Below are 18,899 nucleotides of genomic sequence, written 5' to 3' on the forward strand. Positions count from 1 at the left end.
CCCGGTCACAACCCCGGTAGCCGGACTGCGAGCGAACAAACGGCCTCGGATTCGACCTCGCCCGGAGTCATCACACACGGCCTAACGCAGTGCCGGGACGTCGAAGGCGAGCGTCCCGGCATCGGCGTCCAAGACCGCCGGGACGCCCAGCGGAACCGTCCACGACGGTGAGCAGTGCCCGAAGCCGAAGTCCTCGACCACCGGGACTCCCAAGTCGCCCAAGCGGTCGACGAGGACGGCCCGGACCTCGTCGACCGGGCCGCAGTCGGTCCACGATCCCAGCGCGATCCCGGCGACGCCGTCGAACCTGCCCGCGCGCCGCATCTGCGTCAGGTACCGGTCGAGCCGGTAGCCGGCTTCCTCGATCTCTTCGAGCAGCAGGATGCCGCCCTCGGCACGCCGGTGGTCTTCGGCGGTGCCGATGCCGGCGGCGAGCAGGCTGGCGCACCCGCCGAACGTGACCCCCGCGGCCTGCCCGGGCACGAGCGGCCCGGCCGTCGGCGGCGCGAGTTTCTGGACCAGCTCGGGTTCGAACAGCGTCCTGCGCAGGTGCTCTCGGCTCGCGGTATCGCCGACGAACGTCGACCAGGCGGGCATCGGCCCGTGCAGCGTCGCCACCTCCAGCCGGAGCGCGATCGCCTCGTGCAGGGCCGTGGCGTCGCTGAAGCCCACGTACACCTTCGGCTCGGTCGCAGCGAGCGCGGGCCAGTCCACCAGGTCGAGCATCCGCTGGACGCCGTAGCCGCCGCGCGCCGAGATGATCCCGGCGATGGAGGGGTCGCTCCACGCCGCCGCGAAGTCGGCGGCGCGGTCCGCGTCGCTCCCCGCCAGATAGGGCAGCGCCGCGTCGGTCTCCAGCGCGTGCGGCATGACCACCGGCTTCAGGCCCCATTCGCGCAGGAAGGCCAGCCCCGCTTCGAGCCGGTCGCCAGGAAGGGGACCGCTCGGGGCGATGAGAGCGACCCGGTCGCCCGCCTTCAGGCGCCGCGGCCTGCGCAGGGCCCGAGCGCTCACGACCGCAGCTCCAGGTCCGCGCCCTCGGGCGCTGCGAAGCCGAAGGTCTGCGCGTACAGCGCGTGCTCGGCCGAGACGGCGTCGGCGATCGTCGAAGCCTTCCTGAATCCGTGCTGTTCTCCTTCGTACGTGCGGTAAGCGTGCGGGACGCCTTTGCCCGCGATGGCCCGCAGCAGTTTCTCGCTCTGAGCCGGAAGGCAGATGGCGTCCTCCAGGCCCTGCAGGAGCAGGAACGGGACCGAGATGCGGTCGGCGTGGTTGATCGGGGAGCGCTCGCGGTACCGCTCGGAGACCTCGTCGACTGGGCCGATCAGGGTGTGCAGATACTGCGATTCGAAGTCGTGCGTCTCGTCGCCGAGCCAGATCGACAGGTCGAGGATCGGGTATTTGATCGTCGCGCAGGCGTACAGCCCTTCGGCCGCGGGCGAAGTGAGCGACGCGGCCGAAGTCCAGCCGCCGGCGCTGCCGCCCCGGATCGCCAGGCGTGACGGGTCTGCGACGCCCTCGTCGGCGAGGGCCTTGGCCGCGGCCGCGCAGTCCTCGACGTCCACGACGCCCCATTGCCCGCGCAGTCGTTCGCGGTATTCGCGTCCGTAGCCGGTCGAGCCGCCGTAGTCGACCTGGACGACGCCGATGCCCCTCGACGTGAAGTACGCGAGTTCGAGATCGAGGACGGCCCGGACATTGCTCGTCGGTCCGCCGTGGACCCACACCACGTACGGCGGCAGTTCCCCTTCGGGCGCTTCGTATTCGGGATTGCGAGGCGGGTAGAGGCGCGCGTGGACCTCCCGGCCGCCGGGCGCTGTGAAGGTCCGGTGCCCGGGCACGGGGTAGTAGGCCGGATCGACCTTGTCGACGTGCGGCGCGGCGACGGTGCGGGTCACTCCGGTGGCAGTGTCGTGTTCGACGATCTCGAAGGAGCGGTCGGGCCCGGCAGCGAGGCCGACGACCCGGTCGCCGTCGGCGAGGAGCGAAGGCGCCCATTCAGTCCACGGTCCGTCCACCTCTCTCAAGGTGTCGAGTTCGGGGTCGAGAATGCCGAGTCGGGCCTCGCCCTCGCCGTGGACGGCGGCGATGCGCCCGTTGTCGAGGATCTGGAACCACCGCTGTCCGATGGCCCAGAGCGGCCCGCCGAACTCCTGCTGGGCCGGATGAAGGTTGGCCGAAGCCCCGGAGGCCGGGTCGATGCGGTGCAGGTTCCACCAGCCGGTGCGGTCCCCGACGGCCACGAGCGTGCCGTCGGCGTCCCATTCGACCTGTGCAATCGATTCCCCGCCGCCCCCGGCGACGGTCCGCGCGTCCGCGAAGTCGCCCTCGGCGGTGACGGCCGCGACGCGCAGTTCAGTCTCGTCCCAGGGCATGTTCGGGTGGTTCCACGCGATCCAGGCCGCCATCGTCCCTTGCGGACTCATTCGCGGTCCGGTCGTGAAACGGTACGAGTCGTCGGTGAGCTCCCTGACCGCCGAGCGGTCCTCGGCGGCCGAGCCGTCGAGCGGCACCGCGGCGATCACCCGCCGCACCTCGGTGGTCCGGGGTCCCGTGAACTCCTCCAGGACCGCCCAGACCTCGCCGCGGGAGGTGTCCACGACCATGTCGCACCACCGCAGCCCCGCCTTGATCGCCGGGACCGGCGTCAGCGGCCACGGGTCGAGACCCCTGTCCGGCTCGAACGCGTAGAGGCGCTGGTCGGCGAATTCGGAGAAGACGATCAGCGGACCGTTGCCGGTGTCGACGCCGGCCCACGGCCGTCCGCCGTACTCGTGGACCCGGTTGCGGACGTTCCACGGTGCGGGCAGCGCCGAAGCGCCCTGGCGCATCAGCGCGCGTCGCCCGCCCTCGGCCGGGCGCGGCTCGGTCCACCACAGTTCCCCGCCGACCGCCCCGAGATCGGCGACTCGCCCGTCACCGCCCGCGACGTGCTCGACGGTGATCGGTGATTCCCAAGCGCCGTAAGGTGAACGCTGCACGGTCATGTCCTCCTCAAGAAGTCGTCGAGCACCCGCACCCCCGATGCGCGGGGCCTCCGCCGGAACCCGCTCGGGTGTCGGGGATCGGTCAGGACCTGCTCGACCGGGCCCCGCGCGACGATTCGGCCGAGGTAGATGATCGCGATCCGGTCGGCGATGGTCCACGCAGAGCCATATCGATGACCGACGCCTCCGGATTCATTTCGTCCCGCAGCCGCAGCGCGAGGATCTCCCCGCGTACCGACGCGTCCAGACCGGCCACCGGCTCATCGGCGACGATGAAGCTCGGGTTCGGCACCGGCTGACTCGCATTCGGTGCCGAGCAAGGATCGGCCTCCGGCTGTCGTTCTTCGGCGGGAGAGGACTCGGGCCGCACGATGTAGGAAACAGGATGACGGAAATCTTCTCGAATTGTCAATATTGCAGTGAAAGTTTTCAATCTTATGCCTGCGGGACGTGATTTGGCGCGGGCATTCGTGCGCCGGATTATCGTCACATTCAACCTCATAGTCGCTTTCATCGGCGTCAGTGCCGGTGCATCCCGGATTGAGCGCGAACATCACCGCCTGTGAATCGCGGGGGAGACTCTGCGAGATATATCAAACACTTGTTTGATCTTGTACTGTCGCCCCAGTTCGGTATGTTGAACCCATACACGCGTTCGACATATTACGGGGGTAGTGGTGGTGAACGGTGTCCCGGCCGAGCTGGCCGCAGAGCTCGGACTGCGGCTCGCCGGCGAGCTCAAGCCCGCTGTCCGCGTGCCCTTGAAGGCCTCGCGCCACATCCTTCCCGTCACCCCCGACATTTCCGCGCTCCTGCCCTACGGCGGCCTCGCCACCGTGACCACGCTCATGGCTTCGCGGGTGGGGGCCACCTCGCTGCTGTGGCGCCTCCTCGCCGGACCCACCCAGGCCGGGGTCTGGTGCGCCGTCGTCGGACTGCCCCACCGCTACCCCCTGGCCGCCCGCGCCGCCGGCGTCGACCTCGAACGACTCGCCCTCATCGAGGCCGACGGGCCGCGCATCGCCGACGCCGCGGGCGCCCTCGTCGGCGGCGTCGCCGTCCTCGTCGTCCCCAGCGAGGCATTCGGTATGCAGCAGACCCGGCGCCTGACCGCCCGCGCCCGCAAAGGCGGCACCTCGCTCGTCTGGTGGGAGACCCGGCCCGTCCCAGGAGCCGACGCCCGCCTCGAAGTCGCCCGCGCCCGCTGGAAGGGCCTGCGGGAGAACGCCGGACGCCGCTACGGCGCAGGCCGCCTCGACGCCTGCGAACTCGACGTGGCCGCCCGCTGGCGCACCGGCGGCGACCACCGCGCCCGCATCTGGCCCTACGGCGGCCAGACGCCCGACAACGTCATCGACCTGCGCGGAGGCCGGCCATGACGCGCACCGCCGTGGCATGGCTGCCGGACTGGGAGGCCGAGGACGCCGCCGCCTTCGAGCCCGTCCTGGACGCCCTCGACCTCGTCACGCCCCACATCGAGGTCCTCGAACCCGGCTGCGTCGCCATGCCGCTGCGAAGGCGCATCGGCGACGAGGCCGACTTCTGCGAACGGCTCATCGACACCGTCGCCGGCCTGGTCGACCACGACTGCCTCACCGGTGTCGCCGACGGACTCTTCGCCGCCCTCCTCGCCGCCCGCACGGGCCGCATCGTCCCGCCCGGCGGCGACGCCGCCTTCCTCGCCCCCTTCGACATCGCCGGCCTCCAGACGACCGGCCTGGTCGACACCGAAACCTGTGAGACCCTGCGCCACCTGGGCATCGGCACCCTCGGTGCCTTCTGCGACCTCCCCGGCGCGGCCGTGGCCGAACGCTTCGGAGCCCGGGCACGCCAAGCTCAGGCGCTCGCCTCCGGGGAACTCACCCGCCCGCTCGCCATCCGACAGGCCGAACCCGAACTGACCGTCCGCGTCGACGCCGACGACCCCTACGAGACCGTCGAGCAGGCCGCCTTCGCCGCCCGCCCCCTCGCCGAACGGCTCCTGGAGACCCTCGGCGGACGCAACCTCACCTGCACCCGCGTCACCGTCACCGCCCACACCGTCCGCGGCCTCGCCCGCGAGCGCACCTGGCAGCTCGACCCCGCCGCCCCCTCAACCGAACTCGCCCGCCGCGTCCGCTGGCAGCTCGAAGGCTGGCTCACAGGGGGCGGCACCGACGCCATCGCCGCCATCGAACTCACCCCCGGCGGCCTCCTCGGCCTCCTCGAAGCCGGCCGCGGCCTGTGGGACTTCAAGGACGCCGCCACCGTCCGCGCCGAAGCCGCGCTCCGCCACGCCGGAGGCCTGCTCGGACCCGACAACGTCCGCATCGCCGTCGAGACCGACGGACGCGACCTGCCCGAACGCTGCGACCTCGACACCTGGGGCGGCGAGGCCGCGGCTCGCCGAACCGGCCCCTGGCCCGGCACCCTGCCCGACCCGCCGCCCGCCGTCACAGGCACCGGCGAAGACGCCGAAGTGCTCGCCGTCGACGGCACGCCCGTCTCGGTCGCCGCGCGAGGCACCATGTCCCACACCCCGGCCCTGGTCTCGCTGGGCGGCGAGCGAATCCCCGTCATCGCCTGGGCCGGGCCCTGGCCCGTGACCGAACGCTGGTGGAACGACGACGCCGCCCGCCGCTACGCCAGACTCCAGGTCGAACTCGCCGACGGCCGCGCCGCCCTCCTCTACCTCGAAGACCGGCGATGGAAGGTGGCCGGCTGGTATGACTGAGTACGCCGAGCTGCACTGCCACTCCCACTACTCCTTCGCCGACGGCGCCGACTCCCCGGCCGCCCTGGCCGCCGAAGCCGCCCGACTCGGCCTGACCGGCCTGGCCGTCACCGACCACGACGGCCTCTACGGCGTCTCCGAACTCGCCACCGCCGCAGCCGAATTCGCCCTCCCGACCGTCTTCGGCGCCGAACTGAACCTCGGCATGGCCAAACCCCGGCGCGGCCAACCCGACCCCGCCGGAGAGCACCTGGTGGTGCTGGCCCGCAACCCGGTCGGATACCGGCGGCTGTCGCGGGCCATCACCGAGGCGAAACTCGAGACGAACGAGAAGGACCTGCCCCGCTACGAGATCAAGAAGCTCGCCGACCACGCCGGAGGGCATTGGATGGTCCTCACCGGCTGCCGCAAAGGCGCCCTCAACACCGCACTCGACACCGGCGGCGTCGAAGCCGCCGAACGGAGACTGCGTGAAATGACCGAATGGTTCGGCCGCGACAACGTCGCCGTCGAACTCACCTGCCACGACCTGCCCGGCGACACCGAAAGGATCGACGCCCTCGCCGCGGTCGCCGGGCGCTGCCGCGTCCCGATCGTCGCCACCAACAACGTCCACTACGCGTCCCCGCGGCGAGCCAAGGTCGCCGCCGCGCTGGCCGCCACCCGCTCGGGGCGCCCGCTCGACCAGATCGACTCCTGGCTGCCCGCCGCCGCATCCGCGCACCTGCGCGGCTTCGAAGAGATGAGGCTGCGCTTCGAGGACCACCCCGAGGCGGTCGAGAACGCCGGCCTGATCGCCGAGGAGATCGCCTTCGACCTCAAACTGCTCGACCCGCGCCTGCCCCGCTTCCCCAACCCCCGCGGCTACGACGACTTCTCGTACCTGGCGAAGCAGATCATCGAAGGCGCACAGGTCCGCTACGGCCCCAGGGGCGCGGAGCGGGTGCCCGGCGCCTGGCGGCAACTGGAGAAGGAGCTGCGCGTCATCCGCGACCTGGGCTTCGCCGGGTACTTCCTCATCGTCGCCGACATCGTCCACTTCTGCAGAGACCACGACATCCTCTGCCAAGGCAGGGGATCGGCCGCCAACAGCGCCGTCTGCTACGCCCTCGGCATCACCAATGTGGATCCGGTCGACTTCGGCCTGCTGTTCGAGCGGTTCCTCTCAGCCGAGCGCGACGGGCCGCCCGACATCGACATCGACATCGAATCCGGCCGCCGCGAAGAGGTCATCCAGTACGTCTACGAGAAGTACACCCGCCAGAGGGCCGCGCTGGTGGCCAACGTCGTCACCTACCGGCCCCGCAGCGCGGTGCGCGACGCCGCGAAAGCCCTCGGACACGGCCACGACCAGGCCACCGCCTGGTCGAAGCGGCTGCACCACTGGCGCGGGCTCGACCCCGACGAGACCGAGGACATCCCCGCCGAGGTCCAGGACCTCGCCGGAGAACTCGCCGACCTGCCCCAGCACCTGGGCATCCACCCCGGCGGAATGGTGCTCACCGACCAGCCGGTCTCGGAGATCGTCCCCGTCGAACCGGCGCGCATGGCCGACCGCACCGTCGTCCAATGGGACAAGGAGGCCTGCGCCGACGCCGGCCTGGTGAAGTTCGACCTGCTCGGCCTCGGCATGCTCGAAGCCCTCCACCGGATGGTCGACCTCGTCGCCGACGTCCACGGCACCGAAGTCGACATCGCGGAACTGCCGCCCGACGACAAGGAGGTCTACGACATGCTGTGCCGCGCCGACACCGTCGGCGTGTTCCAAGTCGAGTCGCGCGCCCAGATGTCGACCCTGCCCCGGCTGCACCCCAGGGAGTTCAAGGACCTGGTCGCCGAGGTCGCCCTCATCCGGCCCGGCCCGATCCAAGGCGGCGCCGTCCACCCCTACCTGCGTCGCCGCCACGGCGAGCCCTGGAAGCACGAGGTCCCCGAGATCCTCCACCGCGCGCTGGGGCACACCTACGGCGTGCCGCTGTTCCAGGAGCAGTTGATGCGCATCGCCATCGACGCCGCCGGATTCGACGGCGGCGAGGCCGACCAGCTGCGCCGTGCCATGGGCGCCAAGCGGTCGGCCGAGCGCATGGAGCGGCTGCGCGAACGCCTCTACAAGGGCATGGCGGAGAGGGAGGTCACCGGCGACGACGCCGACAAGATCTATGAGCAGCTCAAGAGCTTCGCCGATTTCGGATTCCCCGAGTCCCACGCCGCCAGCTTCGCCCACCTGGTGTACTCCTCGGCCTGGCTCAAATGCCACTACCCGGCCGCGTTCTACGCCGCTCTGCTGGCCAGCCAGCCGATGGGCTTCTACTCGCCGGCCAGCCTCATCGCCGACGCGAAACGCCACGGCATCACCGTCCTGGCGCCCGAAGTCAACGCCAGCGCGCCGGTGGCGTCCCTGATCGAGCCCGACCCGGCGCCACCGTTCCCGGTCCGCGGGACCGCGACGATCCGGCTTGGCTTCGACAACGTCAAGGGCCTCGGCGGCGACGCCGTCGAACGCATCGTCGCCGCGCGCGAGGACGGGCCCTACCGCGACCTGCCCGACCTGGCCCGGCGGGCCAGGCTCGGCAAGGGCCAGTTGGAGACGCTCGCGCTGGCCGGCGTCCTCGACGGCCTCGAACCGGACCGCCGCAGGGCGCTGTGGAGGGCCGGGATGGTGCGCGAGCACCCCGACATGATCCCCGGCACCGGTCCGGCCGCCGAGGCGCCGGTCCTGCCGGGCATGAGTAGGACCGAGCTGGCCCGCGCCGACTACGCGGGGTTGGGCCTGTCCACCGAGACCCACCCGATCGAGCTGGTGCGCGAGGTCCTCACCGCCGAAGGCGTCGTCCCCGTCGACCGGCTCCCAGGCATCGAGAACGGCACCCGCGTCGAGATCGCCGGGGTCGTGACCCACCGCCAGCGGCCCCCGACCGCGCGAGGGGTGACCTTCCTGAGTCTGGAGGACGAGACCGGGATCGGCAACGTGATCTGCTCGCAAGGGCTCTGGGCCCGTTGGCGGTCGGTCGCCGCCGGTGCGAAGGCCATGCGCGTCAGGGGCACGGTCGAGCACGCCGCCGACGCACAAGGGGCCACCATGCCGAACCTCATCGCAGACAAGCTCACCACCCTTGACCTGGAGACCCCGACGGTCGGCTCCCGCGACTTCCGCTGAGTGCGGCCCCGACACCGAGGCGTTCGTCGTGGACTTCGAAACTCACGGGCGCGGAGTTCTTCGGGCCGGCCACGTCCCTGTCGGGCATCGTGATACCGCGATGAGCGCGGCGGCGAGCCAGCCCGAGATCTATCTCAGCGCCGCTCGTGCTCGTATTCTGAGCGGCCGATCCGGGACCGCGGTTGCGGGCGTTCGGCTTCGGATGCTTCAATGAACACCGTGCCACGTGGCGCCGACCAAGAGACTCGAGACAGGTCGGCAGCCGGGCGAGCACCATTCATCGAAGGGTCGTGTCATGAGGTTCCACTCCACACTCTCCGCTTGACGTAAGCGCGTTCGCGCACCGTCTCCCGTTCTCGGCACCGCTCCGCGCTGCCCGGCGACGGCTCCACACCCGCCCTCCTCAACGGACGATTCGCTCGTCCGGGACGGCCGCTCGCGCGCCCGGCGCGCACCTGTCGAACGCCGCCGAACCGGCGGATTCCCTTACGTCACGGAGAACCACAGCACCACATGCAAACTTCCGACATCCTGCAACTGACCACCACCGATCCCGACACCGGTGAGGAGCGCACCGTCGCTCTCGCCTTCATCACCGCGGGCGGTCGAACCGTCATCGACGCTGCGGCCGAACCGGACTGGTACCACGACATCCTCGCTCGCCCGATGGTGAGCGTCGTGATCGGCGACGACGCCTTCAGCGCCGTCGCCGTCCCCGACGGCACCACGGTGGCCCTCGACCGATCCGAACCCGAAGCGGGGGAGGTTCCGGCCGAGGTCGAGAACTTCGCCGACAAGCTCATGGAGATCCACGCCTGGCTGCGCTCGCAGCTGCGGCACGTGCGAGCGGAGGCCGACGCCCACCTCGCCGCCGCGCATGACGGGATCGGCGCGGCCCCGAAGCCCGGACTCGGCCTGCAACTGCGGCAGCACTGCCTGGCGTTCTGCCAGTTCTTGGAGTTCCACCACACCAGCGAGGACCATATGTTCCCCGCGCTCGAATCGCAGCACCCGCATCTGGGCGAGACCGTCGACCGGCTCCGCGAGGAGCACCGCGTGGTGGCCCGCATCCAGGGCGAGCTGGCCGTGCTCCTCGCCGACATCGGCTCGGCCGATCCCGCCGTCTTCGCCTCCGAACTCGACAGGTTGAGCGCCGAACTCACCGTGCACCTCGAATACGAGGAGGAGTCGCTCATACCGATTCTGGCCGAGATCCCATTCCCGCCGACGGGGCCGCCGCAGCCGTGACTCGCGTGTCTGTCCCGTCACGTTCTGGGTATTGTGTCTGAGGTTCGAGCGGTTTACCCTGATCCCAATTATCGATAGTGGCCAATATTAATGTGGCCGCTCACTTTCGAGAGGACGGACAATGGGACCGGCACTCCCCATGAGACGAACGAGGCGTCGCGGCCTGATCGCGGCCGCGTCGGCGGCGGCCATCGCCGTCGGCGGGGTCGCGGTCGGCATGACCGCCGCATCGGCCGACGAGGCCGGATGCGAAGTCGACTACCAGGTGACGGCCGAGTGGTCCGGCGGCTTCAACGCCGACGTCGCCATCACCAACCTCGGCGATCCGCTCGATGGCTGGGAGCTCGAGTGGGACTTCCCGGGCGGTCAGCGCGTCACGAACGCCTGGAACGCCACCGCAGAGCAGTCCGGGGTGCGCGTCAGCGCCGTCGACGCCGGCTACAACGGCCGGCTCGCGAGCAACGGAGCGACCAGCTTCGGCTTCACCGGCACCTTCGACGAGTCCTCCGGTAACACCGCTCCGGGCTCGTTCGCGCTCAACGGCGCCGAATGCACAGGCGAGACCGAACCCGTCCCGACCGACCCGCCGACCGACGTCCCCTCCGAGGAGCCCACCGATCCCGATGAAGGGGGCGGCGGCCAGAACGAGTGGAACCCGCCCTCGCACCTCGAACAGCCGCTGGACGAGGTCTGGGCCCACGTCGAGGACACCTACCCGTCGGACTTCCGCAACTTCGGCTGGGACCAGGTCATGGCCACAGGCGGCACGATCAACTACTGCGTGCGGTGGGACTCGCGGAACACTGCCTCGGCCTCTCTGCGCGACGATATCGAGGCCAAGCTCCAAGAGCAGTACGACCTGTGGTTCGACCAGATGGCCGGCTGGAACGATTGGCCGTTCGACCGGATCGAGGTCGACGTCGTGGGCTGGGCCGCCTACGACCGGAACCTCCTCCAGTGGAGCGACGACTCGCTCGACGTATACATCGGCGACATCCGCGAGGACGCTCCGCAATGCGCTGAGGACTGCGGCCGCTTCTTCCACCAGGACGGGAACTACCCGAACTGCCCTGGCGGCTACGACCACCACTACGACCAGAGCCTGTGGCTGACCGAGGGCATGGGCGGCGGCGCCGGCGGTGACTGGGGCCAGCGCATGGGCCAGGAGTACTTCGTGGACTCGCTGCACTCCGCCCAGGTCACCATCTACCTGCACGAGCTGGGGCACACCTTCGGGCTCGATGACTTCTACGACTGGACGCCGACCGGCCAGTGCTGCTTCATCATGAACGCCGGCTCGTCGAGCACGATCACCGAGTTCGACTACTGGATGCTCCGCGACTGGTGGCGCCATCTGAAGAGCCGCTACGAACTCTGATCCGCCGCACCCGTCTCCAGGGCCTCGACTTCGGTCGGGGCCCTGTCGCTCGCCACCAGAGTGGAGGGGCCGTGCGGGACCGGGTGGCGGCGGATGATCTCCTGTAGCGGTGCCGCCTGCCCGGGCGGCGATCCGCTGCCGTCGGCCCGGACGGACTCAGTCCCGTGGAACCCTGGTCGGTAACAGCCGATAGTGTTTAGCATTGTCGAACGCGGATGATTCTTGAAACGGAGGGGCTGCGATGCCGAAGCACATCCAGTCGCTGGAGCGCGCGGCCGCGATGCTGCGGCTGCTCGCCGGGGGCGAGCGACGGCTCGGCCTCTCCGACATCGCCTCCGCGCTCGGCCTCGCAAAGGCCACCGCCCACGGCATCCTGCGCACCCTCCAGCACGAGGGCTTCGTCGAACAGGACGCCGCCTCGGGCCGCTACCAGCTCGGCGCCGAACTGCTGCGCCTGGGCACCACCTACCTCGACGTCCACGAGCTGCGGGCCCGCGCCCTGGTCTGGACCGACGACCTGGCCCGCTCCAGCGGCGAGGCGGTCTACCTCGGCGTGCTCCACCAGCAGGGCGTCCTCATCGTCCACCATGTCTTCCGGCCCGACGACAGCCGCCAGGTCCTGGAGGTCGGGGCCATGCAGCCGCTGCACTCGACCGCGCTGGGCAAGGTCCTCGCGGCCTACGACCCGGTGGCGCACAGCGAGCTCGTCGAGGCCAAGCGCGAGCCGTTCACCGCCAGGACGGCGACCGAGCTCGACGACGTCGAGGTCGCGATCGACCGGACCCGCGAGCGCGGCTACGCGACAGACGTCGAGGAGACGTGGGAAGGCGTGGCCGCGGTGTCGGCGCCCGTCTTCGACCGACACCGGCTGGCCGTCGGCGCGGTCGGCATCACCGGCGCGGTTGAGCGGGTGTGCCGCGACGGCGAGCTGCGAGCCGAGCTCGTCGCGGCCGTGCGGGACTGCGCTCGGTCGGTCTCCAGGGACCTGGGATCGGGCCCCTTCTAGTTTCCCTTGTTGCTGAACATGCTTGTGTTGCAGGCGAGTTCAATGCAGTCCGATTTGTCATGTGCTGTTAGTCACATTCTGCTTGACGTCGCAGTAGCTACTCTCGTACGTTGGTCGACATTGCCGAACGCTAATCGGATTAGAGCGTTCGACTGGCCTGTGGGCCGACAAAAGCCCTTCCACAGAGGGCGAGGGCCCGGGACGTATCCCCCCGAACCTCACCTCGACCACTGACAAAGGAGTCACGGGTGTCCACTTCCGACATCATCATCGGCGAGGTCCTCGGCACCGCCGTGCTGATCTTGCTCGGCGGCGGCGTCTGCGCCGCCGTCACCCTCAAGAAATCCAAGGCGCAGAACGCCGGGTGGGTCGCCATCACCTTCGGGTGGGGCCTTGGCGTCCTCACCGGCGCCTACATCGCCGCAGGCGTCTCCGGCGCCCACCTCAACCCCGCGGTGACCGTCGGCCTCGCCGTCGAAGGCGGTGTCCCCTGGTCCGATGTCCCGGTCTACCTCGCCTCCGAACTCATCGGCGCGATGCTCGGCGCCTTCCTCGTCTACCTCGTCTACTACGGCCAGTTCCAGGCGCACATGGCCGAACTCGAACTCCACTCCGGTCCCGGCGCGCAGGCCACCGCTGAGGCAGCGGCCCAGAAGGCGGGCCCGGTCCTCGGCATCTTCTCCACCGGCCCCGAGATCCGGGCGTCGCTGCAGAACCTGGCCACCGAGATCATCGCGACGTTCGTCCTGGTCATCGCCATCCTCACCCAGGGCCTCAACGACAACGGCAACGGGCTGGGCACTCTCGGCGTCCTCATCACCGCCCTCGTCGTCGTCGGCATCGGGCTCTCCCTCGGCGGCCCCACCGGATACGCCATCAACCCCGCCCGCGACCTCGGCCCCCGCATCGTCCACGCACTCCTGCCGCTCAAAGGCAAGGGCGGCTCGGACTGGGGCTACGCCTGGGTCCCCATCGTCGGTCCGCTCATCGGCGCCGCCATCGCCGGCGGCCTCTATAACGTTGCTTTCGGATGAGCCATGAGACCAAGATCGAAACCGACCGCCTCGACAACGACGTTCAGGAGCGCAACATGACCGACGCACACACCGCAGGCCCGTTCATCGCGGCCATCGACCAGGGCACCACCTCTAGCCGCTGCATCATCTTCGACCGCGACGGACGCATCGTCGCCGTCGACCAGAAGGAGCACGCGCAGATCTTCCCCAAGCCCGGCTGGGTCGAGCACGACGCCGCGGAGATCTGGGCCAACGTCCAGGAGGTCGTGGCCGGGGCGATGGTCAAGGCCAAGGTCTCCAAAGAAGACATCCTCTCCATCGGCATCACCAACCAGCGCGAGACCACCATGCTGTGGGACAAACGCACCGGCGAGCCGGTCCACAACGCCATCGTCTGGCAGGACACCCGAACCGACACCCTGTGCAAGGAACTCGGCGGCGACGTCGGCCAGGACCGGTTCCGCCGCGAGACCGGCCTGCCGCTGGCCGCCTACTTCGCCGGGCCCAAGATCGCCTGGCTGCTCGACAACGTCGAGGGCCTGCGCGAGCGGGCCGAGGCCGGCGAGCTCCTGTTCGGCACCATGGACTCCTGGGTCATCTGGAACCTCACCGGCGGTGTCGGGGACGGCGTCCACGTCACCGACGTCACCAACGCCTCCCGCACCCTGATGATGAACCTTTCCGACCTGAAGTGGAACGAGGAGATCGCCGCCGCGATCGGCGTGCCGATGCAGGTGCTCCCCGAGATCCGCTCCTCCTCCGAGGTCTACGGCGAGGTCAAGGGCGGAGCCCTCGGCGGCCTGCTCGGCGGCGTCCCGGTCGCGTCGGCCCTCGGCGACCAGCAGGCCGCCCTGTTCGGACAGACCTGCTTCGGGGTCGGCGAGGCCAAGTCCACGTACGGCACCGGCACGTTCATGCTCATGAACACCGGCGCCGAGCCGATCCACTCCGAATCGGGCCTGGTCACCACCGTCGGCTACCGCATCGGCGAGGACGAGCCGATCTACGCGCTCGAAGGCTCGATCGCCGTCACCGGCTCGCTCGTGCAGTGGATGCGCGACCAGATGGGGCTCATCAGCACCGCCGCCGAGATCGAGACGCTGGCCTCCAGCGTGGAGGACAACGGCGGCGCCTACTTCGTGCCGGCGTTCTCCGGCCTGTTCGCCCCCTACTGGCGAAGCGACGCGCGCGGCGTCATCGCCGGCCTGACTCGGTACGTCACCAAGGCGCACATCGCCCGCGCCGTCCTGGAGGCCACCGCCTGGCAGACCCGGGAGATCACCGACGCGATGACCAAGGACTCCGGCGTCGAGCTCTCCGCGCTCAAGGTCGACGGAGGCATGACCTCGAACAACCTCCTCATGCAGTTCCTCGCCGACGTCCTCGACGCCCCGGTCGTGCGCCCGATGGTCGCCGAGACCACCTGCCTCGGCGCCGCCTACGCCGCCGGCCTCGCCGTCGGCTTCTGGGACAGCACCGAGGACCTGCGCGCCAACTGGAGGCGCGCCGCCGAGTGGACGCCGGCCATGGACCCGGAGCTGCGCGAGAGCGAATACCACCACTGGCTCAAGGCCGTCGAGCGGACCATGGGCTGGATCGAAGAATAGAGGAGCCACGACCATGACCACCCTGCAGCGCGTCCCCGGTCTCGGGACGCACCCGACCGACGGCTCACCCGCGTTCACCTACCTGAACCCGAGTCGTGCCGAAATCCGCGAGCAGTTGTCGAATGCGACCTACGACCTGCTCGTGATCGGCGGCGGCATCCTGGGCATCTCCACCGCCTGGCACGCCGCACAGTCGGGGCTGCGGGTGGCCCTGGTCGACGCCGGCGACTTCGCCGGCGCCACCTCCTCGGCCTCCTCCAAGCTCCTCCACGGCGGCCTGCGCTACCTCCAGACCGGCGCGGTCAAACTCGTGGCCGAGAACCACTTCGAGCGCCGCGCGGTCACCCGTGCGGTCGCACCGCACCTTGCCAATCCGCTCACCTTCTACCTTCCCGTCTACAAGGGAGGCCCGCACGGGGCCGTCAAGCTCGGCGCCGGCGTCTTCGCCTACTCGGCGCTGTCAGGCTTCGGCGACGGCGTCGGGCACCTGCTCGGCCCCACCAAAGCTCAAGCCGACGTGCCCGAACTGCGCACCGAGGGACTCAAAGCCGTCGCCGTCTACGGCGACAGCCAGATGAACGACGCCCGCATGGCCCTCATGACCGTCCGCGCAGCCGCCCAGTCCGGGGCGACCGTCCTCAACCACGCCGAGGTCACCGGCCTGCGGTTCACCGAAGGCCGCGTGTCCGGCGCCGACCTGCGCGACCGCGTCGACGGCACCGAGTTCGGCGTCGACGCGCGCGTGGTGCTCAACGCGACCGGTCCGTGGGTCGACCACCTGCGGCGCATGGAGGAACCCGGCGCCACCCCGTCGATCCGCCTCTCGAAGGGCGCGCACCTGGTCCTCAAGCGCACCGCGCACTGGCGCGCCGCGCTGGCGACGCCGATCGACAAGTACCGCATCACTTTCGCCCTGCCGTGGGAGGACATGCTGCTGCTCGGCACCACCGACGAGGAGTACACCGGCGACCCGGGCGACGTCGCGGTGACCGAGGCCGACACCGCGCAGATCCTCGACGAGGCGAGCCTGTCTGTGCGAGGCGAGCAGCTGAAGCGCGAGCTGATCGCCTACTCGTTCGCCGGGCTCCGGGTCCTGCCCGGCGGTCCCGGCGCCACATCGAAGGCCAAACGCGAGACCGTCGTGACCGAGGGCAAGGGCGGGATGCTGTCGGTGGCCGGCGGCAAATGGACCACCTTCCGCCACATCGGACGGACCGTGATGAGCAAGCTCGCAGCAGTGCCCGGCCACTCGCTGGCCCGCCGCATGGAACCGCTGTCCGAGCTGCCGAAGAGGCTGCCGCTGCCGGGCGTCGCGAACCCGCACGCCGTCGAGCACCGGCTGCTCGGCGACGGCGGCGGGCCCGACCCACACCTCGGAGAGGACACCGCGAAGCACCTGGCGACGCACTACGGCTCGCTCTCGTTCGACATCGCGCGGCTGGCGGGGGAGCACCCCGAGCTGGCCGAGCGGATCCACCCGGACGCCCCCGAGATCTGGGCGCAGGTCGCTTACGCTCGCGACCACGAGTGGGCCGAGACCGCCGACGACGTCCTGCGCCGCCGCACCACGCTCACCATCCGCGGCCTTGACACGCCCGACGTCCGAGCCAGGGTCCAGAGACTGCTCGACGGCAGATGAGGACGACGTGGAGGTCCAGGTGCTCGCAGCCCGGCCATTGTCGGGCGGTCCACATGACTCGACGGTTCATCGGGGCCCTTTCGGCGGTGCGCGAGTTTTTCCTGTTCCAGGCGCCAGGCGCCAGGCGCCAGGCGCCCTCGGCGCCTTGGGTCCGGGGCGAGGGGTTCTGGTAGGGAACGGCTAGGCGCACAGAACAAGGGCTCCGGTGCCCCAGGGCCTACTTCTCATTGCTGAGCAGGCGGCTTCGGTTCACTCGGCCAGGCGGAAGGCAGGGAATGCGTACTCCGTGCTCCTTCGCGAGGGCATCGCGCCGGGGGATCAGGCCTCGAAGGACCCCGTCTAGTAGAATTCGCGACTGATCGATACCTATACATATATAGGAGTCTGTGAACAGGCCATCACGGTCTTCCCCGGCATCTCGCGGACTCCGCATTCAGCGGGCACGGCCGTCCTCATACGACGCGTCGTGTCCCGCGCAGCCCGACGTGGAGCACATATGACATCACCGACAAACCTCCGGCGCAGCCCGCGCCGCAAGCTGTTCGCGGCCCTGGCCGCCGCGATTGGCGCGGCGCTGGCCGCCACGGTCGCCCTCTTCGCCATCCCCGGCGCCAACGCCGCGGTCCAGACCGATACCTGGTACTTCGTCGAATCACGCTACTCCGGCCTGGTCTGGGACATCCCCGGCGGATCGACCGAGCGCGGCACCGAACTCACCCAATGGGGCCTCACCGGCGGTGAACACCAGCAGTTCCGGTTCATCGACGCCGGCGGCGGCTATTACCGGATCCAGGCGCGCCACTCCGATCAGGTCCTGGACGTGTGGGGGTGGAATCCTGACAACGGGGCCATCATCGCCCAGTACGACGACCGCAACGGCACCAACCAGCAATGGGAGGTGGAACAGAGCGGGGACTTCTACACGTTCGTCAACCGATTCTCCGGCAAAGCCCTCGACCTGTGGGGCAAGTCCACCGACCACGGCGCCCGCATCTCCCAGTACACCCCCAACGGCGGCGTCAACCAACAGTGGCGGCTCGTACCCGTCGATGGCGGCGACGGGTTGCCGGACGGCGTCGACGGCCTCGAGGGCTTCGCCGCCGGGACCACCGGAGGCCAAGGCGGCCAGACGGTCACCGTCTCCAACCAGGCCGATCTGGAACGGTACCTCTCCGACTCCGAGCCGTACGTGATCCGGGTCGACGGCGCGATCAACGTCAGCCCCAAGGGGACCGAAATGACCGTCTCCTCGGACAAGACCGTCATCGGCGTGGGGACCGGCGGCGAGATCGTCGGCGGCGGGTTCATTCTGCGGGAGGGAACCGGCAACGTCATCATCCGCAACCTGACCATCCGCGACACGCAGATGACCGAAGACGATCCGGACGACAAGGAGTTCGACTACGACGGCATCCAAATGGACGGCGCTAGCAACGTGTGGATCGACCACAACCGGATCACGCGCATGAACGACGGCCTCATCGACTCCCGCAAGGACACCACGAATCTGACCGTCTCGTGGAATGTCATCGAGGAGGGCAACAAGGCCTTCGGCATCGGCTGGACCGACAACGTCATCACGCGGATGACCATCCACCACAATTGGATCCGCGACACGAACTCTCGCAACCCGAGCACCGACAACGTCGCCTACGCCCACCTGTACAACAACCATCTGCAGGATGTCAGCGGCTACGGGAACTACTCGCGCGGCGCTACCCGCATGGTCTTGGAGAACTCGTACTTCGAGAACGTGAGAAACCCTTACTACGTGGAGTCCTCGGCTGCTCAGCTGCGCGAGAGCGGAAGCATCTGCGTCTCGTGCTCCGGGCGTCAGGAGACCAACGGGTCGGCCTTCGACCCGAGCGACTTCTACGACTACACGCTGCACCCGGCATCCGAGGTGCCCTCGCTCCTGGGCGAGTACGCCGGACCGCAGTCCTGGCTCGGCGCCTGATCTGACAACGCCCGTCGGCGTGACTTCCGCCGGGGGATCGCCGACTTCGATTGAGGGGCCGGGCCGCAAGGTCCGGCCCCTCGGGTATCCCTTCTCGGCCTCGCCGGCTGTTCCAGCCCTTGACGGCACCACGATGACGGCTTCGGCGAGGCGTTTCCTGATGACGGCCCTCTTCAACGCCACCGAGTGAC

12 protein-coding genes and 1 pseudogene are annotated in these 18,899 nt (G+C 69.7%); 10 read left to right on the forward strand and 3 right to left on the reverse strand.

Annotation, left to right across the window (positions count from 1 at the left end; translation table 11 throughout):
• Positions 1–81: 81 nt before the first annotated feature.
• From L0U85_RS08255 to L0U85_RS21230, 3 genes and pseudogenes are all read right to left on the reverse strand, one after another.
• Positions 82–1,014, reverse strand: coding sequence for an LD-carboxypeptidase (locus L0U85_RS08255; protein WP_241377277.1), 933 nt, complete (start codon positions 1,012–1,014; stop codon positions 82–84).
• Entirely contained in the window at positions 1,011–2,987 is a 1,977-nt protein-coding gene (locus L0U85_RS08260) for a prolyl oligopeptidase family serine peptidase (protein ID WP_241377278.1), read from the reverse strand. The genes L0U85_RS08255 and L0U85_RS08260 overlap by 4 nt, the downstream gene beginning before the upstream one ends.
• Positions 2,988–3,052: 65 nt before the next feature.
• Positions 3,053–3,261, reverse strand: a pseudogene (locus tag L0U85_RS21230) (hypothetical protein); the annotation flags it as partial.
• Positions 3,262–3,661: 400 nt separating this feature from the next.
• Between L0U85_RS21230 and L0U85_RS08270 the strand changes: the two are divergent.
• From L0U85_RS08270 to L0U85_RS08315, 10 genes are all read left to right on the forward strand, one after another.
• Positions 3,662–4,366 (forward strand): hypothetical protein, encoded by a 705-nt coding sequence (locus L0U85_RS08270; RefSeq protein WP_241377280.1) that lies wholly within the window; start codon positions 3,662–3,664, stop codon positions 4,364–4,366.
• Entirely contained in the window at positions 4,363–5,700 is a 1,338-nt protein-coding gene (locus L0U85_RS08275) for a hypothetical protein (RefSeq protein WP_241377281.1), read from the forward strand. Before L0U85_RS08270 ends, L0U85_RS08275 begins: the two co-directional genes overlap by 4 nt.
• The gene (locus L0U85_RS08280) at positions 5,693–8,857 is read left to right on the forward strand and encodes an error-prone DNA polymerase (protein ID WP_241377282.1); all 3,165 of its coding nucleotides are present in this window, start codon (positions 5,693–5,695) and stop codon (positions 8,855–8,857) included. The genes L0U85_RS08275 and L0U85_RS08280 overlap by 8 nt, the downstream gene beginning before the upstream one ends.
• A gap of 513 nt (positions 8,858–9,370) precedes the next feature.
• Positions 9,371–10,105 carry a nitroreductase/quinone reductase family protein gene (locus L0U85_RS08285; RefSeq protein WP_241377283.1) on the forward strand — a complete coding sequence of 245 codons (735 nt, stop codon included), beginning with the start codon at positions 9,371–9,373 and terminating at the stop codon, positions 10,103–10,105.
• Between the two features lie 139 nt (positions 10,106–10,244).
• On the forward strand, positions 10,245–11,483 hold the full coding sequence (locus L0U85_RS08290; protein ID WP_241377284.1) for a cellulose-binding domain-containing protein: 1,239 nt from the start codon (positions 10,245–10,247) through the stop codon (positions 11,481–11,483).
• Between the two features lie 241 nt (positions 11,484–11,724).
• Positions 11,725–12,489 carry an IclR family transcriptional regulator gene (locus L0U85_RS08295; RefSeq protein WP_241377285.1) on the forward strand — a complete coding sequence of 255 codons (765 nt, stop codon included), beginning with the start codon at positions 11,725–11,727 and terminating at the stop codon, positions 12,487–12,489.
• 248 nt (positions 12,490–12,737) lie between these two features.
• Positions 12,738–13,523, forward strand: coding sequence for an MIP/aquaporin family protein (locus L0U85_RS08300; protein WP_241377286.1), 786 nt, complete (start codon positions 12,738–12,740; stop codon positions 13,521–13,523).
• Between the two features lie 56 nt (positions 13,524–13,579).
• On the forward strand, positions 13,580–15,112 hold the full coding sequence (glpK, locus tag L0U85_RS08305) for a glycerol kinase GlpK (RefSeq protein WP_347177391.1): 1,533 nt from the start codon (positions 13,580–13,582) through the stop codon (positions 15,110–15,112).
• Positions 15,113–15,125: 13 nt separating this feature from the next.
• Complete coding sequence (locus L0U85_RS08310) at positions 15,126–16,751, forward strand: glycerol-3-phosphate dehydrogenase/oxidase (protein ID WP_241377288.1); 1,626 nt, start codon at positions 15,126–15,128, stop codon at positions 16,749–16,751.
• A 496-nt stretch (positions 16,752–17,247) separates the two neighbouring features.
• A complete protein-coding gene (locus L0U85_RS08315; protein ID WP_241377289.1) occupies positions 17,248–18,708 on the forward strand; it encodes an RICIN domain-containing protein in 1,461 nt (486 codons plus the stop codon).
• Positions 18,709–18,899 lie beyond the last annotated feature (191 nt).

This window comes from Glycomyces sp. L485 (assembly GCF_022548875.1).
Classification (GTDB): domain Bacteria; phylum Actinomycetota; class Actinomycetes; order Mycobacteriales; family Micromonosporaceae; genus Glycomyces.